The sequence below is a fragment of the Mesorhizobium sp. M1399 genome (genome assembly GCF_040317735.1).
Taxonomy (GTDB): domain Bacteria; phylum Pseudomonadota; class Alphaproteobacteria; order Rhizobiales; family Rhizobiaceae; genus Mesorhizobium.
On record NZ_JAMYKZ010000004.1, the window covers coordinates 339,282 to 358,734 of the forward strand.

Sequence of the window (19,453 nt, forward strand, 5' to 3'; positions counted from 1 at the left end):
GCGAAGCCGGTCAGTCATAGGTCAGATCCGTCGCCTTGCCGCCGAACACGCGGTAGGCAAAGAACGAATAGAAGATGATGATCGGCAGCACGACGACTGTCCCGACCAGGATGACGGCCAGGCTTTCGGGTGCCGAAGCAGCCTGCCAGATGGTCAGCCGGTCGGGCACGACGAAGGGGTAGAACGACCAGGCGAGCCCGGCAAAGCCAAGCGTGAAGATCGCGGCCAATGTCAGGAACGGGAGCAGCGCGTGGCGATCGTCGGGCTTCGGCAGATGAAAGGTCTGGCGCCACAGCCACAGGAACAGCACTCCCGACAGGATCGGCAACGGCGACAAATAGAGCATGGCCGGCCAGACGAACCATTTGTCGAAGATGCGCGCGCTGGCAAAGGGCGTGGCCAGTGATACTGCAACCATGCCGAGCGCGGTCAGCACCAGTGCCGTGCGCAGCCACAGCACCGCTTTCTTCTGCAAGTCGCCTTCCGTCTTGTAGATGACCCAGGCCGCGCCCATCGCCGCGTAGGCGGCGGCAAGGCAGAGCGCCACGAGCGCCCCGAAAGCCATGCCGCCAGGGCCGACGTCGAGGCCGAGCACATAGACGCCGAGCATATAGCCCTGCGCCAGCGACGCGATGACCGAACCGAGGAAGAAGATGCGGTTCCAGCGGTGCTTCCTGCCGGCCGGCACTTTGGCGCGGAAATCGAAGGCGACGCCGCGCAGGATCAAGCCGACCAGCAGCACGAAAACCGGAATGTAGAGCGCGGTCAGGATGGTGCCGTGCGCCAATGGGAAGGCGACCAGCAGCAGGCCGACCGCCAGCACCAGCCAGGTCTCGTTGGCGTCCCAGAACGGGCCGATGGCGGCGATCATCGTATCCTGTTCGGTGTCTTCGGCTGCGGCGAACAGGATGCCGATGCCGAGATCGAAGCCGTCGAGGATGACGTAGATCAGGATGGCTAGGCCCATCAGGCCGGCGAAGATCAGAGGCAACAGGGTCGGCCAGTCGAAGCTCATGATGTTTCTCCCGGTTGCGCAACCGGCTGCGACAGCGGCCTGTTCATGACGCCCGGCAGCGGCGAGGTGTCACCATCCTTCGCCGCCTTCAATGCCAGATGCACCAACACGCCGAGATAGGCGATCAGCAGCAGCACGTAGAGGATGAGATAGACCGCGAGCGACAGCGCGACATGGCTGCCGGCGACCGGGCCGACAGCATCGGCGGTACGCAGCACGCCGGTGACCAGCCAGGGCTGGCGGCCGATCTCGGTGGTGTACCAGCCGGCCAGCGTCGCCAGCCAGCCGGACAGTGCCATCGGCACCATGACCAGCGCCAGCGGCTTAGGCAGGCTGTGGCGACGCTTGAGGAAGAAGGCCGCCGACCAGGAGACGACGAGCATCAACAGGCCGGTGCCGACCATGATGCGAAAGCCCCAGAACACCGGAAACACCGGAGGATGGTTGCCGGCATAATCGTTCAGCCCCGGTACGATGCCGCCGGCGCTGTGCCTGAGGATGAGGCTGGCGCCGTCGGGAATGGTGAGCTCGAACCTGTTCTCCTTGGCCGCTTCGTCGGGAAGCGCAAACAGCACCAGCGGCACGTTGGGACCGGTGTTCCAGTTGGCCTCCATGGCGGCGATCTTCTGCGGCTGATGTTCAAGCGTGTTGAGGCCGTGCTGGTCGCCGGCAAAGATCTGGATCGGGATCAGGATCGCGGCGGCGAAGACACCGGTGCGCAGCGCCTTCCACATCGATTCCGAGCGATCGCCGTAGAGATAGCGCAGCGCCGACAGGCCAGCGATCAGGAACGAGACGGTCAGCCCCGAAGCAAGCAGCATATGAACGAGCCGGTAGGGCATGGACGGATTGAAGACAACGGCCCACCAGTCGGTGGCGTGCGCAACACCATCGCGAATTTCGAAGCCGGCCGGCGTCTGCATCCACGAATTGAGGGCGATGATCCAGAAGGCGGACAGAGTGGTGCCGCCGGCTACCAGCACCGTCGCCAGCGTGTGGACGCGGTTTGAGACGCGGCGGAAGCCGAACAGCATGATGCCGAGGAACGCCGCCTCGAGGAAAAAGGCCGTCAGGATCTCGTAAGCCAGCAGCGGGCCGGCGATGTTGCCGACCGTCTCCATATAGCCCGGCCAGTTGGTGCCGAACTGAAAACTCATGGTGACGCCGGAAACCACGCCCATGGCGAAGGACAGCGCGAATACCTTAACCCAGGTGAAATAAGCGCGCATCCAGGCGGAGTCGCCTGTCGCGTTGTAGCGGAGCTTGAAGAACAGCAGCACCCAGCCGAGCGCGATGGTGATCGCCGGGAACAGGATGTGGAACGAGATGTTCGCGCCGAACTGTATGCGCGACAGGATGAGCGGGTCCATGGCGGCTCCAGCTGCTGCTTGTTTGTACAAGGATAGGCTTCATGCGCCGGGCGGTCAAAGCGGCGTCCCGCCGCGAGGCGGAACGCCGCAGTGCCGGTTAATCTGCTTTTGCGTGGAATTTTGCTGGACGACCAGGCGGGTGTTGCCTATTCCGGCGAACCTCGATGTCCAGAACTGTCAGGAGCGCCATTGACATCCGGATTTGCGCACCGACATTCAGCGGATTAAATCAACAACTCTGTTTCAAGCAGCCGTTTTCAGCCATGCAGCCGATCATCTCGATTTCCGGGGTCACGAAGACCTACGCCACCGGCTTCAAGGCGTTGAAGGAGATCAATCTCGATATCGTGCGCGGCGAGATATTTGCGCTGCTGGGGCCGAACGGCGCCGGCAAGACGACGCTGATCTCGATCGTCTGCGGCATCGTCAACCGCTCGTCGGGCACCGTCACGGTCGACGGCCATGACATCAACCGCGACTACCGCGCTGCGCGCGGCCTGATCGGGCTGGTGCCGCAGGAACTGACCATCGATGCCTTCGAGAGCGTGTGGGCGACGGTCAATTACAGCCGCGGCCTGTTCGGCAAGCCGGCGGACAAGGCGTTCGTCGAAAAAGTGCTGCGCGACCTGTCGCTCTGGGACAAGAAGGACGCCAAGGCGATCACGCTGTCCGGCGGCATGAAACGCCGGCTGATGATCGCCAAGGCGTTGTCGCACGAGCCGCGAATCCTGTTCCTCGACGAACCGACCGCCGGCGTCGATGTCGAGCTGCGCCAGGACATGTGGGCGATGGTGCGCCGGCTGCGCGAAGACGGCGTCACCATCATCCTGACCACGCACTACATCGAAGAAGCCGAGGCGATGGCCGATCGCGTCGGCGTCATCAACCGCGGCGAGATCGTGCTGGTCGAGGACAAGGCCGAGCTGATGCGCAAGCTTGGCCGCAAACGGCTTGTGCTGGAACTGCGCAGCCCGTTGGCCACCGTTCCCGATGCTTTTTCGCACTACGCGCTGGAGCTTTCGCCCGATGGCGGGCAGCTGACCTATACCTATGACAACCAGAGCGAACGGCCGGGCGTCGCCTCGCTGATCCGCGAGCTCGAGGCGGCCGGCATCCAGTTCCGCGACATCGATACGGAAAACAGCTCGCTCGAGGAGATCTTCGTCAATCTGGTGAGGAAACAGGCATGAACCCGCGCGCGGCCATGAACCTTCATGCGGTATGGGCGATTTATCGGGTGGAGATGGCGCGCGCCCTTCGCACTGTGCTGCAGAGCATCGTTTCGCCGGTCATTTCGACGTCGCTCTATTTCGTCGTCTTCGGCTCGGCCATCGGCTCGCGCATCACCGAGATCGACGGCATCAGCTACGGCGCCTTCATCGTGCCGGGGCTGATTATGCTGTCGCTGCTGACGCAGTCGATCTCCAACGCCTCCTTCGCCATCTACTTTCCGAAATTCGTCGGCTCGATCTACGAATTGCTGTCGGCGCCGGTGTCCTATCTGGAGATCGTCATCGCCTATGTCGGAGGTGCGGCGACAAAGTCGATCGTGCTTGGCCTGATCATTTTGGCGACGGCCTCGCTGTTCGTGCCGCTGACGATCGAGCATCCGTTCTGGATGCTCGCTTTCCTGGTGCTGACGGCCGTGACCTTCAGCCTGTTCGGCTTCATCATCGGCATCTGGGCAAGAAGCTTCGAGCAACTGCAGCTGGTGCCGCTGCTGATCATCACACCGCTGACCTTCCTCGGCGGCAGCTTCTATTCGATCAACATGCTGCCCGGCATCTGGCGCACGGTGACGCTGTTCAACCCGGTGGTCTACCTGGTTAGCGGCTTCCGCTGGAGCTTCTACGGCAAATCCGACGTTTCGGTCGGCGTCAGCCTCGGCATGACGGTGGTCTTCCTGCTTGTCTGCATAGCGATCGTCGCCTGGATCTTCAGAACCGGCTACCGGCTGCGCAACTGATCGATTGGCCTTGCCAAGCAAAGCAGCCTTATCGATCAACGGAAACAGCACTGAGTGCAGCCCCTGCAACGATAGCCCCTTGACCTTCATGTTTTGTTATATATCATGTTATGATTTATCGCGAGGCGGATTGGCCTATGGAAGACGTCATACGATCGCTTGGCTTCCTGTGCCTGGGCAGCAGGATGAAGCGTATAGGCGAGCAACTGCAAGCGGAGGCGCAGCGCCTTCTCGACCGGCTGGATGTTCCGGTTCAGGCGAGCCAGTACCCACTGCTGGCCGCGCTCGACAGGCTAGGCCCCCTGCCTGTCGGGGAACTGGCGCAATCCCTTGGCATCGCGCAGCCAGGCGTAACGCGAAGCGTCTCGCTTCTCGCCGAGTTGGGATTGCTCGAGGTCAGTCCGTCGATCGATGACCAGCGGCGCAGGATCGTCTCCCTCACCAGGGACGGCCGGCGGCTGGTCGATGTCGCAAAGCGCGAGGTCTGGCCGCGCATCGAGAACGCCGTCGCGGATCTGTGCGCGGATCTTTCGGGGCCGCTTCTCGATCAGTTGGCCGCCATCGAGGACGGCCTCGCCGCGGCTCCTCTCGACCGTCGTGCACCAAAACCGAGAGATGCCGTGCAATGAAACACCTGCTTGACCGCCCGATCTGGAGCGCGCTTCAGACGCGACATCAGGCCTTCGCGCAAGGTGGCAACCTCGCCAGGCGATATCGGCCGTCGATTGTTCCTTTCGCCGCCACTGGCGCGGACGACGCGGAAAGCCTGCGGGCGCTCGAAAAGCTTGTCTCCCCGGGCGAGAGTGTGATCCTGCTTCAAGCGGACGCCATTGCTCTGCCCACGGGGCTTTCCGCGACTTCGACCGCGGCCGGGGTTCAGATGATTGCCGAGCAGCCATTGCAGATCGTGTCCGACGGGCGCGTGCAACGTCTGACGCGAGACGACGCCGCTGAGATGCTGGCTCTGGCGTTGGTCACCAAGCCTGGCCCATTCACGCTCGAAGCCTTGAGCCTGGGCGATTTTTGGGGTGTGAAAATCGAGGGCAGACTTGCAGCAATGGCCGGCGAGCGCATGAAGCAACCTGGCTATACCGAACTCAGCGGAGTGTGCTCACATCCGAAATTTCGCGGCGGTGGCCTGGGCAAGCTGTTGTCCATATTCGTGGCAAACCGGATAGTGGCGCGCGACGAAATTCCCTATCTCCACGCTTATGCCAGCAACGCCACGGCCATTAGACTTTACGAGTCCATTGGCTTCAGGTTGCGAAGCACAATGAATGTGGCCGTGGTTCAGCGCACCGAATGATTCGTCGGCGCATAATGCGTAGCATGGATGCATCCCGCATCGGGAAAGGAAGGATTTCGTATCGCCGAAATCCTTCCTTGAGACTGCAAGACCTTGCTGCGTGTCAGACCGCGATCTTGCCACCACCTTGCCTGGTGATGGCAACGACCGCCGGCCGCACCGGCATGTCCGGCTTGAAGTCGGGCCAGCGGGTCGACAAATCCTCATAGTAGGACGGACGGCCGAAAGCCTCCCAGTCCTCGCCACCGTCGCCTGGATGCTGGACGGCAACGAAAGCGGTCTGGTCGTCCGGCGCAAACAGGGGACCACACATTTCGGCGCCGATCGGCACGCGGAAGAACAGTTTTGAGGTCGCCCGCGCCGGCCCTTCCGTATCGACCGCCCACAGACCGTCGGTGCGGCCAGTGGCCTTCGGACCCTGACCGTCGGTGGCGACCCAGAGGCGGCCGGTCGAATCAACCGCGCAATTGTCCGGCATGCCGAACCAGCCATTGGCCGTGGTTGCGGTCGAGAAGGTGGCGCCGACTGCCGCAACCGAGGGCTCACCGCATTTCAAGAGCACCTCCCACTTGCCCTTGGTGGCGGCAAAATCGCCACCGTCCTCGACGATCTCGATGATGTGGCCAAAGGCATTTTCGGCACGCGGGTTGGCGGCGTCGACCTGATCGGCCTTGCGCTTCGAATTGTTGGTCAGCATGACATAGACCTTGCCGTTGGCGGCATTGGGCTGGATGTCTTCAGGGCGGTCCATCTTGGTGGCGCCGAGCAGGTCGGCGGCGCGGCGCGTCTCGATCAGCACGTCGGCCTGGCTGGCAAAGCCGTTCTCCGCCGTCAGCGGCCCTTGGCCGAAGACGATCGGCAGCCATTCGACCGAACCGTCGTCGGCAAACTTGGCGACATGCAAGGTGCCGTCGTCGAGCAAATCCATATTGGCGGCGCGGTCGTCCGGATTGAACTTGCCTGTGGTGACGAACTTATAGACATAGTCGAAGCGCTCGTCGTCGCCGAGGTAGAAGACGACACGGCCATCCTTGGCGACGATCGATTCGGCGCCCTCATGCTTGAAGCGGCCCATTGCGGTGCGCTTCTTCGGCACCGAAGTCGGATCCTGGACGTCGACCTCGACGATCCAGCCAAAGCGGTTCGGCTCGTTCGGCTCTTTGCCGATGTCGAAACGGTCGTAATGCGCTGCCCATTCATAAGCACCTTCGGGAATGCCGAGCCGCTTGTAATTGGCCGCTTCCTTGTGGCCTTGCGGCAGCTCGCCCGAGAAATAGCCGTGGATGTTCTCCTCGGCCATGACATAGGTGCCCCACGGCGTGACGCCGCCGGCACAATTGTTGACGGTGCCGACGACTTTCGTGCCGGTCGGGTCGGCGCTGGTCTTGACGCGGTCGTGGCCGGCGACGGGGCCGGACAGCGCGATCTCGGTGTTGGAGGTGATGCGGCGGTTGAGCTTGCCGTCGCGAACGACCTGCCATTTGCCGGCTTCCTTGCGGATCTCGACAATGGTGCCGCCATGCGCGGCCATCTCGACGTCGACTTGTTCCTTGCTGAGAGGCGCCTGCTTGGCTTTGCCATCGACGATGGTGACGAGGCCCGGAAACATCAGGTGCGGATTGGTGTATTCGTGGTTGACCACCAGCAGGCCGTGCTCGGCCGAGCCGTCGATCGGGATATAACCGACATAGTCATTGTTGTAGCCGAATTGTCTGGCCTGGGCTTCCGCCGACTGTTTTGTCGGATCGAATTCCGGCGAATCGGCGAACAGCGGATCGCCCCAGCGCAGCAGCACGTCGGCGTCATAACCGGGTGCAACGTGATGCTTGTCGTCGATGCCGGCCTCGAGCTCGTCGAAAGCGAAGGCGGAGCCTTCGGCGGCGCGGGCGTTGTCGGCGGTGATCAGCGCCAGCGGGCTGACGGTAGCGGCTATGGCCGAGACGGCAAGCGAGCCGTTGAGGAAGCCGCGGCGCGAGAACCGCGCGGCGATGATCTCACCCATGGTGCGGTTGTCGCTGGGATTGGCTCCTGGCCCATCGTTTTCCTCGAGCAGGCTGGTGCGGAAATGGGCGTCAGGGGTGCGATGTTCGGTCATAGGGGCCTGCCTCTGGCTGGATGGATTGCTGGAGCGTGTTGCCTGGCCAATCCGGTATCGCCGGCAGGTCACAGTTTGATGACATGCCGGCTAATTGCCATCTGCGATTTCGTGCCCAACATCAGCCCCGCTTGACCGCGACCGGCGCTTCGGAAACAAGAGCTGCGGCAGGCGCGCAAGGACCGCATCGGGAGGAGCAAAAAGTGAGTTTCTGGGGACTTGGGCAGCTCTGCATTTCGACAGTGATCTTCCTGCTTGCGGCGACGGCGGCGAAGCAATGGGGACTGGCGCCGAGCTTTGGCAAGATCGTGCTGACGTTGGCGCTCTATTCGCTCGGCAATCTGATCATGCTGAGGCTGATCCGTGAATTCGGCATGTCGGTGTCGTTCAGCCTGTCAGCGGTGATCCAGCTGGTGTCGGTGAATGTGGTGGCGCTGGTCTTCTTCGGCGAGCGCGTCAATGCCTTGCAGGCGACCGGCATCGTGCTTGCCATCGCAGCTGTGGCGCTGATCACGCTCGGACCCTATCTGCAAAGGCTGTAACTGCGATCGGGCCGATGAAGAAGACCGCAAGCAGACTGCGCAACTGGCTGGAGTTCCCGGTTCTGCTGGCCGGGCTGATCATTGCCGGCGGGCTGTGGGGGTTCGAGGAGCTAATGGAGATGGCGCGGGCCACTACGCCGCATGCCTTCGATACCGAAATCCTGCTTGCCTTCCGCAAGGCCGGCCAACCCGACAATCCGATCGGACCGGCGTGGCTGGAAGGAGCGATGCGCGACATCACCAGCCTCGGCAGCGCCAGCGTGTTGGTGCTGATCACGGCAGCAATGATCGTCTATCTGCTCCTCATCCGCAGGCCAGGCGCGGCGCTTCTCATGTTCATCGCGGTAGCGGGCGGCCAGGTCCTGTCAAGCGTGCTCAAGTTCGATATAGATCGGCCGCGCCCCGATCTGGTCTCGCATCTCGCCGACGTGGCATCACTTTCGTTTCCGAGCGGCCACGCCATGCTGTCGGCGGTGACATATTTGACGCTGGGCAGCATGGCGGCGCGGTTTTTGCCCGGGCGGACAACGAAGATCTATGTGCTCGGTCTGGCGGTGCTGACGACGGTGGTGGTCGGCATCAGCCGCATCTATCTCGGCGTCCACTGGCCCTCCGACGTATTGGCCGGCTGGTGCGCCGGCTTTGCCTGGGCGATGCTGTGCTGGCTTGCGGCCCGGTTCCTGCAGCGATGGCTCGGGCGGGCCGGCGGCACCTGACTCATGTCAGTCGATTTGCGGTCAAATCAGCCTGTTGATCAGGCCATGACCGCAGCCTGCCAGCAGGAAAACCATCGACAGCAAGGCTGTCGAGGTCGCCAACGCATTGAATATCTTCACCTGCTCATCCTTTTTGAGTCGTTGTCTGTGAAATCGGGATCGCAATGGATGTCCCGCCAAACGATGCCGAAATTGTAGCATGCTAGCGCATCGGCTGGCAAAGAGTGCTGCATGTTTCACATATGCAAGATGATGCTTGAACCATCATAATGAAGGTATTACACGTGATATCGCAGACTCAGACGGGGGTTATGGCCGATGATCACTGCCGCGCAGATGCGTGCCGCGAGGGCGCTGGCCGGCATCGATCAGAAGACGCTCGCCGAGCGCGCCGGGGTTTCGCTTCCAACCATTCAGCGCATGGAAGCGAGCGACGGCCTGGTCCGGGGCGTGGTCGATACGCTGATGAAGGTCATCCAGGCCCTTGAAGAGGCCGGGGTCGAGCTGATCGGCGACAACCAGGCGAGCGAGCGTGGCGGCAGGGGCGTTCGCCTCAAGCCTGTCACGCCGCAGAACCCGCAAGGCTGACGGTACTGCCGCATCGCCGAAAATCGAAATCGATTTTCGGATAGTCCAATGCGCGGTTCAAAAGTGTTGGAGCGTACCTGTGCGTCGATTTGGACGCACGCCGCTCCAAGTCGCGACGGCGACCGCCGACAGTCCTGCCGACGATCCCGCCGCCTCCTTGGTTTCATGGGGAAGGCACTCGATGGATCAGACCCGGCGGGCAGTGCATCAACCGGCACGGCCGACATTTTCCGAACTGTTCACGCCGAAGCTGGTGACGGTGCTGCGCGAGGGCTATACGCTCGCGCACTTCAAGGCGGATGCCATCGCCGGGCTGACTGTCGCCATCGTGGCGCTGCCGCTGTCGATGGCAATTGCCATTGCTTCAGGCGTGACGCCGGAGCGCGGGCTCTACACCTCGATCATTGGCGGCTTCCTGGTCTCGGCGCTTGGCGGCAGCCGTTTCCAGATCGGCGGCCCGGCCGGCGCCTTCATTGTGCTGGTGGCTGCGACGGTGGCGCGAGTTGGCGTCGACGGCTTGCTGCTGGCGACGATGATGGCCGGCCTGTTCCTGCTTGCCATCGGCTATCTCGGGCTTGGCACCTACATCAAGTTCATCCCGTATCCGGTGACCGTCGGCTTCACCGCCGGCATCGCCGTCATCATCTTCTCCGGCCAGATCGTCGAACTCTTCGGGCTGAAGCTCGCCGGCAAGGAACCGGGGCCGCTGGTGCCCAAGCTGATGGCCATCGGCGAGGCGGCCGGAACGATCAACCTCGCCGCAACCGCGGTGGCGGCACTGACCATCATCACCATTGCGCTGTTGAAGCGGTTTCGGCCGAAGTGGCCGGCCATGCTGATTGCCATCGGGCTGGCATCACTCGTCGTGGCATTGCTCGCCATGCCGGCCGAAACGATCGGCACGCGCTTCGGCGGCATCCCGCGCAGCCTGCAATGGCCGGCCTTCCCGCCGCTCAGCCTCGACAGGATAATCGACGTGCTGCCGGACGCCATCGCCTTTGCGCTGCTCGGGGCGATCGAATCGCTGCTGTCGGCCGTCGTCGCTGACGGCATGACCGGAAGGCGGCATCGCTCCAATTGCGAGTTGGTGGCGCAGGGCTTCGCCAATATCGCCTCCGCCTTGTTCGGCGGTATCTGCACCACCGGCACCATTGCCCGCACCGCGACCAATGTACGGGCCGGCGCGCATGGACCGGTCTCAGGCATGATGCACTCGGCCATCCTGCTTGCCCTGATGCTGGTGGCGGCACCGCTGGCCAGCTATATCCCGCTTGCAGCACTTGCCGGCGTGCTGGCGGTGGTGTGCTGGAACATGTTCGAGAAACAGGCCTTCGCCACCTTGCTGCGCGCCTCGCGCGGCGATGCGCTGGTACTGATGGCGACGTTCCTGATCGTCATCTTCCGCGACCTGACTGAAGGCATCGTCGTCGGTTTTGCGCTGGGCTCAATCCTGTTCATCGACCGCATGGCCAAGAGCATCGCGGTGGAGGCGGACCATCAATCCTTGGTGCAGGAAGACGTCGCCGACCGCGCCAGCGCTTATGATTCCAGCGAGGCGAGCGATGCCGATACTGTCGTCTACCGGATATCGGGCGCCTTCTTCTTCGGCGCCGCCTCGACCGTCGGCACGGTGCTGGACCGCATCGCCGACCAGCGCAGGAACTTCATCCTCGATTGTTCGGCGGTGCCGTTCTTCGATTCGACGGCGGCCAATGTCATCGAGGGCGCGGCCCACAAGGCCAGCCGCGCCGGCGTTCGCTTCATTATATTAGGCGCTTCACCGCAGATACGCCGCATGCTGATCAACCACGGCGTCAAGCGGCCGCTGGTGACTTATGCCGCCTCGATCACGGATGCGCGGGCGCAGCTGAAGAAAGCCGCGCCCGCCGCCTGAGCCGATGGCTGGCTTAGTCGAGGCCTAATGCCGCGATCTCGCCGTCGTTCATCAGCGGCACGAAGATTGTCGACTTGCCGTCGGTGCCGATGTCGGCGCTGCCCGGCTTGAACGTCGCAACCGCTTGCGGCGTGCCGCCGGCTTTGTAGCTGTAGAGCGTGCCGGTCATATACGCGGTGGCGTAAACGCTGCCGCCGATGGCGACGACGCCATCGAGGTTAGCGAACTTTTCTGCGCCGGGCAGTGACGCAATTGCCTTGGTGGCGAGATCGACCGAGAGCAGGCCGCCCGGCTCCGCGGTGCTGAAATCGGGCTTGATGCCCTTGCCCCAGGAAGCGACGATCAGCCGGCCGCCATCGGCGAAGATGCCATTCGGCGAAGCAAGCGCCGCATCCCTGACGAACAGTTCGGGCCGGTCGCCGTCGATGCGATAGATCGTATCGGCAAGCATATCTGTGACGTAGACCTTGCCGGACGCGTCGGCGGTCACGTCGTTGAGGAAGACCGCGTTCGGCAAGTCGATCGTCGATGTTAGCTTGCCGCTTGCGAGATCGACGACGCGCACATGGGTGAGGTCGGCGACGTAGAGTTTGCCGTCGGCAATCGCCATGCCCTTGGGCGCGTCCATGCCGTCGGTCCAATGTTGCGTAACCATCTTGCCGTCCACAGACAGGACCGACAGGTATCCATTGCCGTCGGCGTCGCCGGGATTGCCAACGATATTGGAGATGATGATGCGTTTGCCGGCGGCATCGAACAGCGCCGATTCCGGTTGCTCAAGCCCGGTAGCGCGCCAGAGTTCGGCCGCCTGAACTGCCGGCGCGGCGGCGATGCCGACCAGAGCGAGAAGTATCGAGGTGAAGAGGCTCTTCATGGCTAGTCTCCTGTAATGGAATGGGGGAGAGCTAGGCTTTTCGATACTTTTCGGGAAGATGTATCGGGACTAGTACCGAAGGCTGATACCAAATCGCGTAAAAGAGGTGCATCCCATGAACGGCCCGATCTTCGAAGCGCTGAAGCGGACGCTTAAGGCCAAGGGCGTGACCTACCGTGTCCTTGCCGAGCGGATGGGCGTTTCCGAGCCGACGGTGAAGCGCATCTTCCATGAGCGCAACTGCAAGCTCGACCGGCTGATCGAGATCTGCGATGCCGCCGGCGTGGAGTTGGAGAACGTGCTCGGCTCGATGAACAGGGGACCGGGACCTGCCAACCGGATCGCGCCGGAGATCGAGCGCAGGCTCGCCGGGCGGCCGGCACTGCTGTTCGTATTCGTCATGCTTTCCGAGAAATTCACGCCAGAAGGCATCATGCGCTCACAAGGGTTGAGCGAGGCTTCGATGTTCCTCTATCTGCGCGACCTCGAGGAACTCGGCCTAGTCGCGCTTGGTGGCGGCCTGTCGGCAAGGCTGCTGGTCGAGGCGCCGATCCAGTGGAATTTCGACGGGCCATTGCGGCCGCTGTTCGAGATGACCAACAAGAATTTCATCGGCTGGGCCATCACCCATCTTGAGCGCGAGGCGACATTCGTCAGCTTCTCCAGGCGGATGCGGCCGGAAACGGCGGAAATGGTCAGGCGCGAGGCGGAGGAATTGGCGGAGCGCGCCAAATTGCTTGCTCATCACGACCAGCACACGACGCCCGAAGACGGGCTGGTCGGCTACAAATGGACGTTTGCGTTCGGCGCAACGCCGTTCCCGGTGATCATGCCGATCGGGCCACATCCGCGCGACGCAGGCGCGCGGACGGACAATCGAGTTGCGGCCGCCGCAAACGGACGACGTCTGCCGGCCTAGGTCAAATCACGGAACGACTGAGGTCGGATTCTTGGGTTTAGGCTGCTGTCCTCCACAGACGCCTTGTAAGCCGCGAACACTAGGCAAGCGGCGCCTATAAATTGGGTGACCGTGCCGATGTGCATGGACATCGGCTTGCGTAGGGTGAGCCTGTGATTATCCAGGCTGCTTTGCAGTCCGGGGCCGGCGTCAGGAGGTGCGCACGGGACACCGGCCAGTAATTTATGCATCGCTTCGCAGGTTACGGGAGCACGTCGCGAAGCCGTCGCATTCGTTGACCGCAATGCAAACCTGAACGCTCTTTCGTGGCGTTGTTTCTTCATCACGGCGGTGTCTCCCAAATTGATGGCGCTGCCGATCAAGGGCATGCTTGCCTTGCGTCCTAAGCGTGATCCTGGCGGCGACACTTGCCGCGTCCGCGGACGAGCCGGAGCTTAGAGGACCCAATGCCGATCCAGGCTCAGGATTGCCGCCGTTGGTCCTGCCTTATATCGAATTGCTCAGCGCACCCGGTGTAGTAGCATCAGCGACGCTTGCCGCGCCCGCGGGCGACTCGGAGCTTATGGGACCCGATCCCGCCCGGCCCGGCATCCAATTGCCCGGCGCACCTGGTGCTCTTGCTCCCATGAAGATGTCTGACCGCTCGCAGCCGGCCGCGCTAATGGCAATAGCGGTATGGCTTTCGTCTGAACTCGGCCTTCCGTCGATCGAAGAGCCCCCGGCGGTAAGCTTCGTACCTGCGCGCAGGATGGCAGGTTTGCGGTTTCGCGACGTGGCGGCGGATCGCTGGAACAGCAGCCCCAATTTTGCCAGTCCGGACAATGTTGGCAAGCAGCCCACTGTTATTGCTATCTACGATGACGAAGCACGGACTATCTTCTTGCCGGAGGGCTGGACAGGCGGCACCCCGGCGGAGCTGTCGGTACTTGTGCATGAGTTGGTCCATCACGTCCAAACCGTGGCCGGGCTGAAGTTTGCATGCGCGGAAGAACGCGAGAAGGCGGCCTTTGAGGCGCAAGAGCGGTGGCTTGCCTTGTTCGGCAGCGACCTTCTGAAGGAATTTGAGCTCGATCCTTTCACGCTGTTGGTTCGCACGAACTGCCTGTATTGATGCTGAAGCCGCTTCGGGGGCAGCCAGTCTGACTGAGCTTCTTACCCCAGAGTATCGGCCGCAAAACCGGTTCTCGGAGGCCCCATGCTCAAACCACAAGATCGAGCGGCTATCCGGCGGTCTTCGTCTCCGGAGCGGCCGCGACCGCCTTGTCATCCCAGACCATCTGCCGGTAGTCGAAGCCGTATTCCAGCGTCGGCTTGACGATGCGGAAATAGGGCGACAGGTCGAAGTCGCGCGGCGTGTAGAGCGAGTGATGGCGGATGTGCAGGATTTCCTTGCGCGAATAGCTCGACTGGGCCGAGGCACGGCCGGGCGCGCGGGTAATCTCGGGTAGGATCGGGTAGCGGATCTGGCCGTAAGCCTCGGCGATCAGCGACGAGCAGATGGCGCGCGTCGGGTCGCCGGAACCGAAAGCCAGCATGCGGCGGCGCCAGCGCACCGGCACCGGCGGCGTCGGCAAGAAGTAGCGCAGCATGTCGAATATGTTCTTGAGATCGTATCTGAGACCCAGCCTGCCGATCATGAAGGCGACGACCGCTTCGCGATCGTCGGGAGCCAGGCCGCTCGCCCGGCAGATGCGGGTGTTGTAGCTGCGGTAGCGCGACAGCGGCACGGCGATGCAGCCATCGCCGAGCGTGACCTCGATCAGGCGCCGCCGTTCCGACCCGTCCTCGGGCTCCGGCAATGCATCGCCGACATAAAAGGCGGCATGCGACCAGGTCGACTGGGTGAGGTATTTGATCGCCGCCGAGATCTTCTGGTTGCCTTCGATGAGCAGGATGTCGCCGGGCTCGAGCGTGCGGCGTAGCGTTTCGGCGTCCGACGGCGTGTAAGGCTCGTAGCCGGACGATTCCTCCTGCAGCCGGCCGGCAAGCCAGCGGCCAAGTCGGTCCAGAAGCGTGTCGCCGGGCTCGGTCATGCCAGACGGCGATTACCACAGGGCGACAAATTAGACCATGATCAGCCCACGCCAGGCGCGCCGGCGTCTTCGTGCGGTACCGCTATGAGATCCTCGCGCACCTTACGGGCGAGCTTCCTCGTCGAGCGCTTCGGACTGTCGCCGAAAAGCTCGGCCGCCTCGGCGAGGCAGGTTTTTTTCAGGCCCTTTTCCGAGCGCTTCAGCAGCTTGCCAAGCAACCGCGTCTCCTCAGCGGGGCCAAGCGGCTGGTCCTCGGCATCGAGAAGCGCGCGCATGACGAGCACATCGTGCAGTTCGCCGAGCCGCTCGCCCAGTTCGTCGACGGCCTTGCGCCGCGTCTTGATCGGCGTCGGCCACAGCCTGCCGAGCAGCGACAGATGCATGCCATGCGTCTTGGCCGCCTTGCGCAGATCGTGAAAATCATCGGCCGCGCCGCGCGAAGCGGCCTTGTCCAGCGCTTTCCTGGCGCGGCGCAAAGTGATGCGCGCGCCTTCGGCGAGCACGTCGGCAGCCTGCTCCGGCTGGTCGGGCAAAGCGAGCTTGTCGATGCGGACGACACCTTCCTCGCAAGCGGCAACCGCCGCGCCTATCGCAGCGTCGAGGCCCGCTCCGACATGCAGCTCATGCTGGCGCGCGACGAGCCTATCGCGGACGGCACCGAGACCGCCGCCGGCACTTTGCTCGGGAAAGCTTGCCGCCAGCCGGTCGATTGTTTCGACCAGCGCAGTCGCCTCACGCGGACCGGCAAGCAGGGCCGCCACCTGGCGGTAGCACTGATTCTCGGTCACGCAGAATGTTTCGTCCCCGGAACGAACTAGGCGCAGTAAAGCGCGGACGTTTTTCAACCGCTTGCGGCACTTGTGCAGCGCCTGTTCGGGCCTGTCATGCGCCGCGTCCAGATGAACGAGCGCCCTGCCGATCTCCTCGGCGAGGATGCGCCTGACCTCGCCGGTCAGCGACATGCGCGGATCGATACGAAAGCTCATGCGACGATCTCCGGAATCCCCCCAAGGGCGAGCGACGCGTTGTAAAATCTCGGCTCGCCGGTGACTTCGCGGCCGAGCCAATCTGGCAGCATTTCGTCCGGTACATCCTCCTGCGTCTCGAGCTCGGCGATCACCAACCCCGCAAGCGTCCCGCCGAAGACATCGACTTCGTAGAGATAGCCGCGGTGTCTAACATGGTGGCGTGTCTTCTCGATGACACGTCCGATGGCAAAGGCCTGCATCTCTTGCGCCTCCGCCAAAGGCACCGGATATTCGAATTCATCGCGCTCGCGGGCCTGGCTGCCGAACTTGAGCGTCAGCTTGGCAGCGGCATCATTGCTGATGCGCACACGCACCGTGCGGGTAGGCTCGGCGACAAGATAGAATTGACGGATATGAATGTCCGCCTTGACCATTCCCCGCCATTCCTCACCTGAGACCAGGAATTTACGCTCGATTTCCTTGCCCATGGCGAGGCACTAAAGCGCGCACGGCCAGAGTTGGCAAGCCGCTTGACCGCAGTTGACTTTAATCATTCGATTGATTAAAGTATAGACCATGATCAAATCGCCCAGTGCCAGCGGCCTTCCTCATGAAGCGCCCAAGACTGCCGCGGATATGACGCGGACGGCCCTCGTGCGCGCGGCGCTGAAGCTGTTCGGACGCCAGGGTTTCGACGGCACGTCGACGCGCCAGATCGCGGCTGAGGCCAAGGCCAATATCGGCTCGATCGCCTATCATTTCGGCGGCAAGGAAGGGCTCCGCAACGCGGCGGCCGACTACATCGTAGACACCATCCAGACCATTGCGGGCCAGGCGATCGGCAATCTGCAAGCGCCGCCCGCGGCATTGGCGGACACCGAGGCCGCGCGGGCACATTTAGCCGTCGCACTGGAGCGGATGGTCGCCTTCATCGCGGCAAGGCCGGAAGCCGGCGAGATTGTACAGTTCGTCCTGCGTGAGCTGTCGCATCCAACCGCCGCGCTCGACCGTATCTATGACGGCGTGTTCGAACCGGCGCATCACCGGCTCTGCCTGATCTGGGAACAGTCGACGGGCGAGCCGGCCGAGAGCGAGCGCACTAAACTCACCGTATTCACGCTGATTGGCCAGGTCGTCTATTTCCGCATCGGCCGCGAGGCGGTTATGCGCCGGATGGGCTGGCGCGAGATCGGCGATGACGAGGCCGGCAAGATCGCGGCAACAGTAACCGACAATCTCAGCGCGATTTTAGCTCGGCGCGATTTGGCTGTCCGGAAGGATCGTGGATCATGAGCCTGCTCTGTTCTTTGCCGCTTGCCGCCCAGCTTTTCAGCGCCTGCGCGCCGGCAGCACCGCTCGCCGTCGGCTACGTCGAGGGCGATTATGTGCTGCTGGCGCCGATCGAGGTGGCCCAGGTCGAGACGATTGCGGTCAAGCGCGGCGACCGCGTAGCGCCCGGCACGCCGGTGGTGACGCTGGAAAACGCCGACGCCAAGATCGCCATCGCGCAGGCCGAGGCGGCCCTCGCGCAGGCCCAGGCGCAACTTGCCGACCTGCAGGTCGGCAAGCGGCCGGAAGAGATTGCAGTGCTCAGGGCGCAGGTCGACATGGCCAAAGCGCAGGCCGCCGACGCCAAACGCAGATACAGCCGCGCCAGCGATCTGTTCAAACGCGGCACCGGCACGCAGGCCGATTATGATACGGCTTCCGCGGCGCTGGAGACGGCCAACGCGCAGGTCGGCCAGGCGGAAGCCAATCTCGCTGTCGGCGGCCTGCCGGCACGGCCGGAGACGATCAAGGCCGCCGACAATCAGGTCAGGCAGGCGCAATCGGCGCTGGAGCAAGCGCAATGGCGACTGTCGAAGCGTGTGCTCACGGCGCCCTCGCCCGGCAGGGTCAACGATGTCATCCGCTATCCCGGCGATACAGCCGGGCCGACCGCGCCGGTCATCTCCATACTGCCGGACGGCGCAGTGAAGCTCAGCGTCTATGTGCCGGAAAGCGCGTTCTCCTCGGTCGAGGTCGGCACGCTGCTCAACGTCCATTGCGATGGTTGCGGATCGGGCGTGAAGGCACGCGTCAGCTATGTGTCGCCGGATCCGGAATTCACGCCGCCGGTGATCTACTCGCTCGAGACCCGGCAAAAGCTGGTCTATCTGGTCGAAGCGCGGCCGGAAGGCGACGCCAGCGCATTGCAGCCCGGGCAGATCGTCGACGTCGATCTGGCGGACATCGGAAAATGAACGTCATCGACGTGCACGGCCTGGTCAAACGCTTCGGCGACAAGACTGTCGTCGACCATGTGACGATGACCGTGGCCGAGGGCGAGATCGTCGGCTTCCTCGGGCCGAACGGCTCGGGCAAAACGACGACCATCCGCATCATGTGCGGCTTGCTGACGCCCGATGAGGGTGAAGGCACGGTTCTGGGCTTCAACATCCGCACCGACAGCCTGCGGATCAAGCGCGAAGTCGGCTACATGACGCAGAGATTCTCGTTCTACGAAGACCTCACCATCGGCGAGAATCTCGAATTCGTGGCACGGCTCTACCGGCTGAAGCCGCTCGACGAACATGTGGCCAAGACGCTTGAGGAGCTCGGCCTGACATCACGCAGAAACCAACTGGCCGGCACCTTGTCCGGCGGCTGGAAGCAGCGGCTGGCGCTGGCCGCCTGCATCATGCACAAGCCGAAACTGCTGCTGCTCGACGAACCGACGGCTGGCGTCGACCCGAAGGCGCGGCGCGAATTCTGGGACGAGATCCACCGGCTGGCGAGCGGCGGGCTGACCGTGCTGGTCTCCACCCATTACATGGACGAGGCCGAGCGCTGCCACCGCATCAGCTACATCTCCTATGGCAAGATGCTGGCCACCGGCACGGTTGAGGACGTGGTGAGGAATGCCGGGCTGACCACCTTCGTCCTGCAAGGGCCGCGGCTCGATCAGGTCGCTGCCGCACTTCATGGCCGCCCAGGCGTCGACCAGGTGGCGCCGTTCGGCGCGGCGCTGCATGTAGTCGGCTCCGACAGGACGGCGCTTCAGGCAGCGCTCGCCGACGTCGAGAAAGACCACAAGGGCGTCAGGGTCTCGCCCGGCGAGACCAGCCTGGAGGATGTGTTCATCCAGTTCATGTCCGGTTCGAAGGACAATATGGGATGAAGAACGG

The 19,453-nt window shown here is 63.1% G+C and carries 20 protein-coding genes; 13 read left to right on the forward strand and 7 right to left on the reverse strand.

Annotated elements, in window-relative coordinates; all coding sequences use genetic code 11:
* Positions 1–10 precede the first annotated feature (10 nt).
* A complete protein-coding gene (locus NKH05_RS08795; RefSeq protein ID WP_353025269.1) occupies positions 11–1,015 on the reverse strand; it encodes a cytochrome d ubiquinol oxidase subunit II in 1,005 nt (334 codons plus the stop codon).
* Positions 1,012–2,385, reverse strand: a complete 1,374-nt coding sequence (locus tag NKH05_RS08800) for a cytochrome ubiquinol oxidase subunit I (RefSeq protein ID WP_023718884.1) — start codon at positions 2,383–2,385, stop codon at positions 1,012–1,014. Before NKH05_RS08800 ends, NKH05_RS08795 begins: the two co-directional genes overlap by 4 nt.
* A gap of 263 nt (positions 2,386–2,648) precedes the next feature.
* Here NKH05_RS08800 and NKH05_RS08805 point away from each other — a divergent pair, with 263 nt between their 5' ends.
* The 4 genes from NKH05_RS08805 to NKH05_RS08820 all read left to right on the forward strand — a co-directional run bounded on the left by NKH05_RS08805 (position 2,649) and on the right by NKH05_RS08820 (position 5,657).
* Positions 2,649–3,575, forward strand: a complete 927-nt coding sequence (locus NKH05_RS08805; RefSeq protein WP_023718883.1) for an ABC transporter ATP-binding protein — start codon at positions 2,649–2,651, stop codon at positions 3,573–3,575.
* Positions 3,576–3,589: 14 nt separating this feature from the next.
* Positions 3,590–4,351, forward strand: a complete 762-nt coding sequence (locus NKH05_RS08810; protein ID WP_023718882.1) for an ABC transporter permease — start codon at positions 3,590–3,592, stop codon at positions 4,349–4,351.
* A gap of 137 nt (positions 4,352–4,488) precedes the next feature.
* Positions 4,489–4,980, forward strand: a complete 492-nt coding sequence (locus NKH05_RS08815) for a MarR family winged helix-turn-helix transcriptional regulator (protein ID WP_023718881.1) — start codon at positions 4,489–4,491, stop codon at positions 4,978–4,980.
* Entirely contained in the window at positions 4,977–5,657 is a 681-nt protein-coding gene (locus NKH05_RS08820; RefSeq protein WP_352481385.1) for a GNAT family N-acetyltransferase, read from the forward strand. The genes NKH05_RS08815 and NKH05_RS08820 overlap by 4 nt, the downstream gene beginning before the upstream one ends.
* 103 nt (positions 5,658–5,760) lie before the next feature.
* Here NKH05_RS08820 and NKH05_RS08825 read toward each other — a convergent pair whose 3' ends face one another.
* Entirely contained in the window at positions 5,761–7,752 is a 1,992-nt protein-coding gene (locus tag NKH05_RS08825; RefSeq protein ID WP_352495451.1) for a PhoX family protein, read from the reverse strand.
* A gap of 203 nt (positions 7,753–7,955) precedes the next feature.
* Here NKH05_RS08825 and NKH05_RS08830 point away from each other — a divergent pair, with 203 nt between their 5' ends.
* The 4 genes from NKH05_RS08830 to NKH05_RS08845 all read left to right on the forward strand — a co-directional run bounded on the left by NKH05_RS08830 (position 7,956) and on the right by NKH05_RS08845 (position 11,492).
* Complete coding sequence (locus tag NKH05_RS08830) at positions 7,956–8,294, forward strand: hypothetical protein (protein ID WP_023718878.1); 339 nt, start codon at positions 7,956–7,958, stop codon at positions 8,292–8,294.
* A gap of 14 nt (positions 8,295–8,308) precedes the next feature.
* The gene (locus NKH05_RS08835) at positions 8,309–9,010 is read left to right on the forward strand and encodes a phosphatase PAP2 family protein (protein ID WP_023718877.1); all 702 of its coding nucleotides are present in this window, start codon (positions 8,309–8,311) and stop codon (positions 9,008–9,010) included.
* 318 nt (positions 9,011–9,328) lie between these two features.
* The gene (locus NKH05_RS08840; RefSeq protein ID WP_352856654.1) at positions 9,329–9,598 is read left to right on the forward strand and encodes a helix-turn-helix domain-containing protein; all 270 of its coding nucleotides are present in this window, start codon (positions 9,329–9,331) and stop codon (positions 9,596–9,598) included.
* A gap of 181 nt (positions 9,599–9,779) precedes the next feature.
* The gene (locus NKH05_RS08845; RefSeq protein WP_352495449.1) at positions 9,780–11,492 is read left to right on the forward strand and encodes a SulP family inorganic anion transporter; all 1,713 of its coding nucleotides are present in this window, start codon (positions 9,780–9,782) and stop codon (positions 11,490–11,492) included.
* A 13-nt stretch (positions 11,493–11,505) separates the two neighbouring features.
* Here the strand turns inward: NKH05_RS08845 and NKH05_RS08850 are convergent, their stop codons facing one another.
* Positions 11,506–12,366, reverse strand: a complete 861-nt coding sequence (locus NKH05_RS08850; protein WP_023718873.1) for an SMP-30/gluconolactonase/LRE family protein — start codon at positions 12,364–12,366, stop codon at positions 11,506–11,508.
* 115 nt (positions 12,367–12,481) lie between these two features.
* Between NKH05_RS08850 and NKH05_RS08855 the strand changes: the two genes are divergently transcribed.
* Positions 12,482–13,285, forward strand: coding sequence for a helix-turn-helix domain-containing protein (locus tag NKH05_RS08855; protein WP_023718872.1), 804 nt, complete (start codon positions 12,482–12,484; stop codon positions 13,283–13,285).
* 475 nt (positions 13,286–13,760) lie between these two features.
* Positions 13,761–14,396: a DUF6647 family protein gene (locus tag NKH05_RS08860; protein WP_352856650.1), complete on the forward strand. Its 636-nt coding sequence runs from the start codon at positions 13,761–13,763 to the stop codon at positions 14,394–14,396.
* A gap of 109 nt (positions 14,397–14,505) precedes the next feature.
* Here the strand turns inward: NKH05_RS08860 and NKH05_RS08865 are convergent, their stop codons facing one another.
* The 3 genes from NKH05_RS08865 to NKH05_RS08875 are packed head-to-tail and all read right to left on the reverse strand — an operon-like array spanning position 14,506 to position 16,774.
* Positions 14,506–15,318 (reverse strand): C40 family peptidase, encoded by an 813-nt coding sequence (locus tag NKH05_RS08865; RefSeq protein ID WP_023718869.1) that lies wholly within the window; start codon positions 15,316–15,318, stop codon positions 14,506–14,508.
* A 41-nt stretch (positions 15,319–15,359) separates the two neighbouring features.
* On the reverse strand, positions 15,360–16,304 hold the full coding sequence (locus tag NKH05_RS08870) for a CHAD domain-containing protein (protein ID WP_023718868.1): 945 nt from the start codon (positions 16,302–16,304) through the stop codon (positions 15,360–15,362).
* Positions 16,301–16,774 (reverse strand): CYTH domain-containing protein, encoded by a 474-nt coding sequence (locus NKH05_RS08875; RefSeq protein ID WP_023718867.1) that lies wholly within the window; start codon positions 16,772–16,774, stop codon positions 16,301–16,303. The genes NKH05_RS08870 and NKH05_RS08875 overlap by 4 nt, the downstream gene beginning before the upstream one ends.
* A gap of 88 nt (positions 16,775–16,862) precedes the next feature.
* On the opposite strand from NKH05_RS08875, the gene NKH05_RS08880 reads away from it, so the two are divergent.
* From NKH05_RS08880 to NKH05_RS08890, 3 genes are read left to right on the forward strand one after another with little or no spacing between them, the layout of a single operon-like run.
* Entirely contained in the window at positions 16,863–17,579 is a 717-nt protein-coding gene (locus tag NKH05_RS08880) for a CerR family C-terminal domain-containing protein (protein WP_023718866.1), read from the forward strand.
* On the forward strand, positions 17,576–18,529 hold the full coding sequence (locus NKH05_RS08885; RefSeq protein WP_023718865.1) for an HlyD family secretion protein: 954 nt from the start codon (positions 17,576–17,578) through the stop codon (positions 18,527–18,529). Before NKH05_RS08880 ends, NKH05_RS08885 begins: the two co-directional genes overlap by 4 nt.
* On the forward strand, positions 18,526–19,446 hold the full coding sequence (locus NKH05_RS08890; protein WP_352592329.1) for an ABC transporter ATP-binding protein: 921 nt from the start codon (positions 18,526–18,528) through the stop codon (positions 19,444–19,446). Before NKH05_RS08885 ends, NKH05_RS08890 begins: the two co-directional genes overlap by 4 nt.
* Positions 19,447–19,453 lie beyond the last annotated feature (7 nt).

Bases quoted from the DNA above. Each gene is read 5' to 3' on its own strand.
- NKH05_RS08795 (WP_353025269.1), bottom strand. From the start codon at position 1,015: ATGAGCTTCGACTGGCCGACCCTGTTGCCTCTGATCTTCGCCGGCCTG.
- NKH05_RS08800 (WP_023718884.1), bottom strand. From the start codon at position 2,385: ATGGACCCGCTCATCCTGTCGCGCATACAGTTCGGCGCGAACATCTCG.
- NKH05_RS08805 (WP_023718883.1), top strand. From the start codon at position 2,649: ATGCAGCCGATCATCTCGATTTCCGGGGTCACGAAGACCTACGCCACC.
- NKH05_RS08810 (WP_023718882.1), top strand. From the start codon at position 3,590: ATGAACCTTCATGCGGTATGGGCGATTTATCGGGTGGAGATGGCGCGC.
- NKH05_RS08815 (WP_023718881.1), top strand. From the start codon at position 4,489: ATGGAAGACGTCATACGATCGCTTGGCTTCCTGTGCCTGGGCAGCAGG.
- NKH05_RS08820 (WP_352481385.1), top strand. From the start codon at position 4,977: ATGAAACACCTGCTTGACCGCCCGATCTGGAGCGCGCTTCAGACGCGA.
- NKH05_RS08825 (WP_352495451.1), bottom strand. From the start codon at position 7,752: ATGACCGAACATCGCACCCCTGACGCCCATTTCCGCACCAGCCTGCTC.
- NKH05_RS08835 (WP_023718877.1), top strand. From the start codon at position 8,309: ATGAAGAAGACCGCAAGCAGACTGCGCAACTGGCTGGAGTTCCCGGTT.
- NKH05_RS08840 (WP_352856654.1), top strand. From the start codon at position 9,329: ATGATCACTGCCGCGCAGATGCGTGCCGCGAGGGCGCTGGCCGGCATC.
- NKH05_RS08845 (WP_352495449.1), top strand. From the start codon at position 9,780: ATGGATCAGACCCGGCGGGCAGTGCATCAACCGGCACGGCCGACATTT.
- NKH05_RS08850 (WP_023718873.1), bottom strand. From the start codon at position 12,366: ATGAAGAGCCTCTTCACCTCGATACTTCTCGCTCTGGTCGGCATCGCC.
- NKH05_RS08855 (WP_023718872.1), top strand. From the start codon at position 12,482: ATGAACGGCCCGATCTTCGAAGCGCTGAAGCGGACGCTTAAGGCCAAG.
- NKH05_RS08865 (WP_023718869.1), bottom strand. From the start codon at position 15,318: ATGACCGAGCCCGGCGACACGCTTCTGGACCGACTTGGCCGCTGGCTT.
- NKH05_RS08870 (WP_023718868.1), bottom strand. From the start codon at position 16,304: ATGAGCTTTCGTATCGATCCGCGCATGTCGCTGACCGGCGAGGTCAGG.
- NKH05_RS08875 (WP_023718867.1), bottom strand. From the start codon at position 16,774: ATGGGCAAGGAAATCGAGCGTAAATTCCTGGTCTCAGGTGAGGAATGG.
- NKH05_RS08880 (WP_023718866.1), top strand. From the start codon at position 16,863: ATGATCAAATCGCCCAGTGCCAGCGGCCTTCCTCATGAAGCGCCCAAG.
- NKH05_RS08885 (WP_023718865.1), top strand. From the start codon at position 17,576: ATGAGCCTGCTCTGTTCTTTGCCGCTTGCCGCCCAGCTTTTCAGCGCC.
- NKH05_RS08890 (WP_352592329.1), top strand. From the start codon at position 18,526: ATGAACGTCATCGACGTGCACGGCCTGGTCAAACGCTTCGGCGACAAG.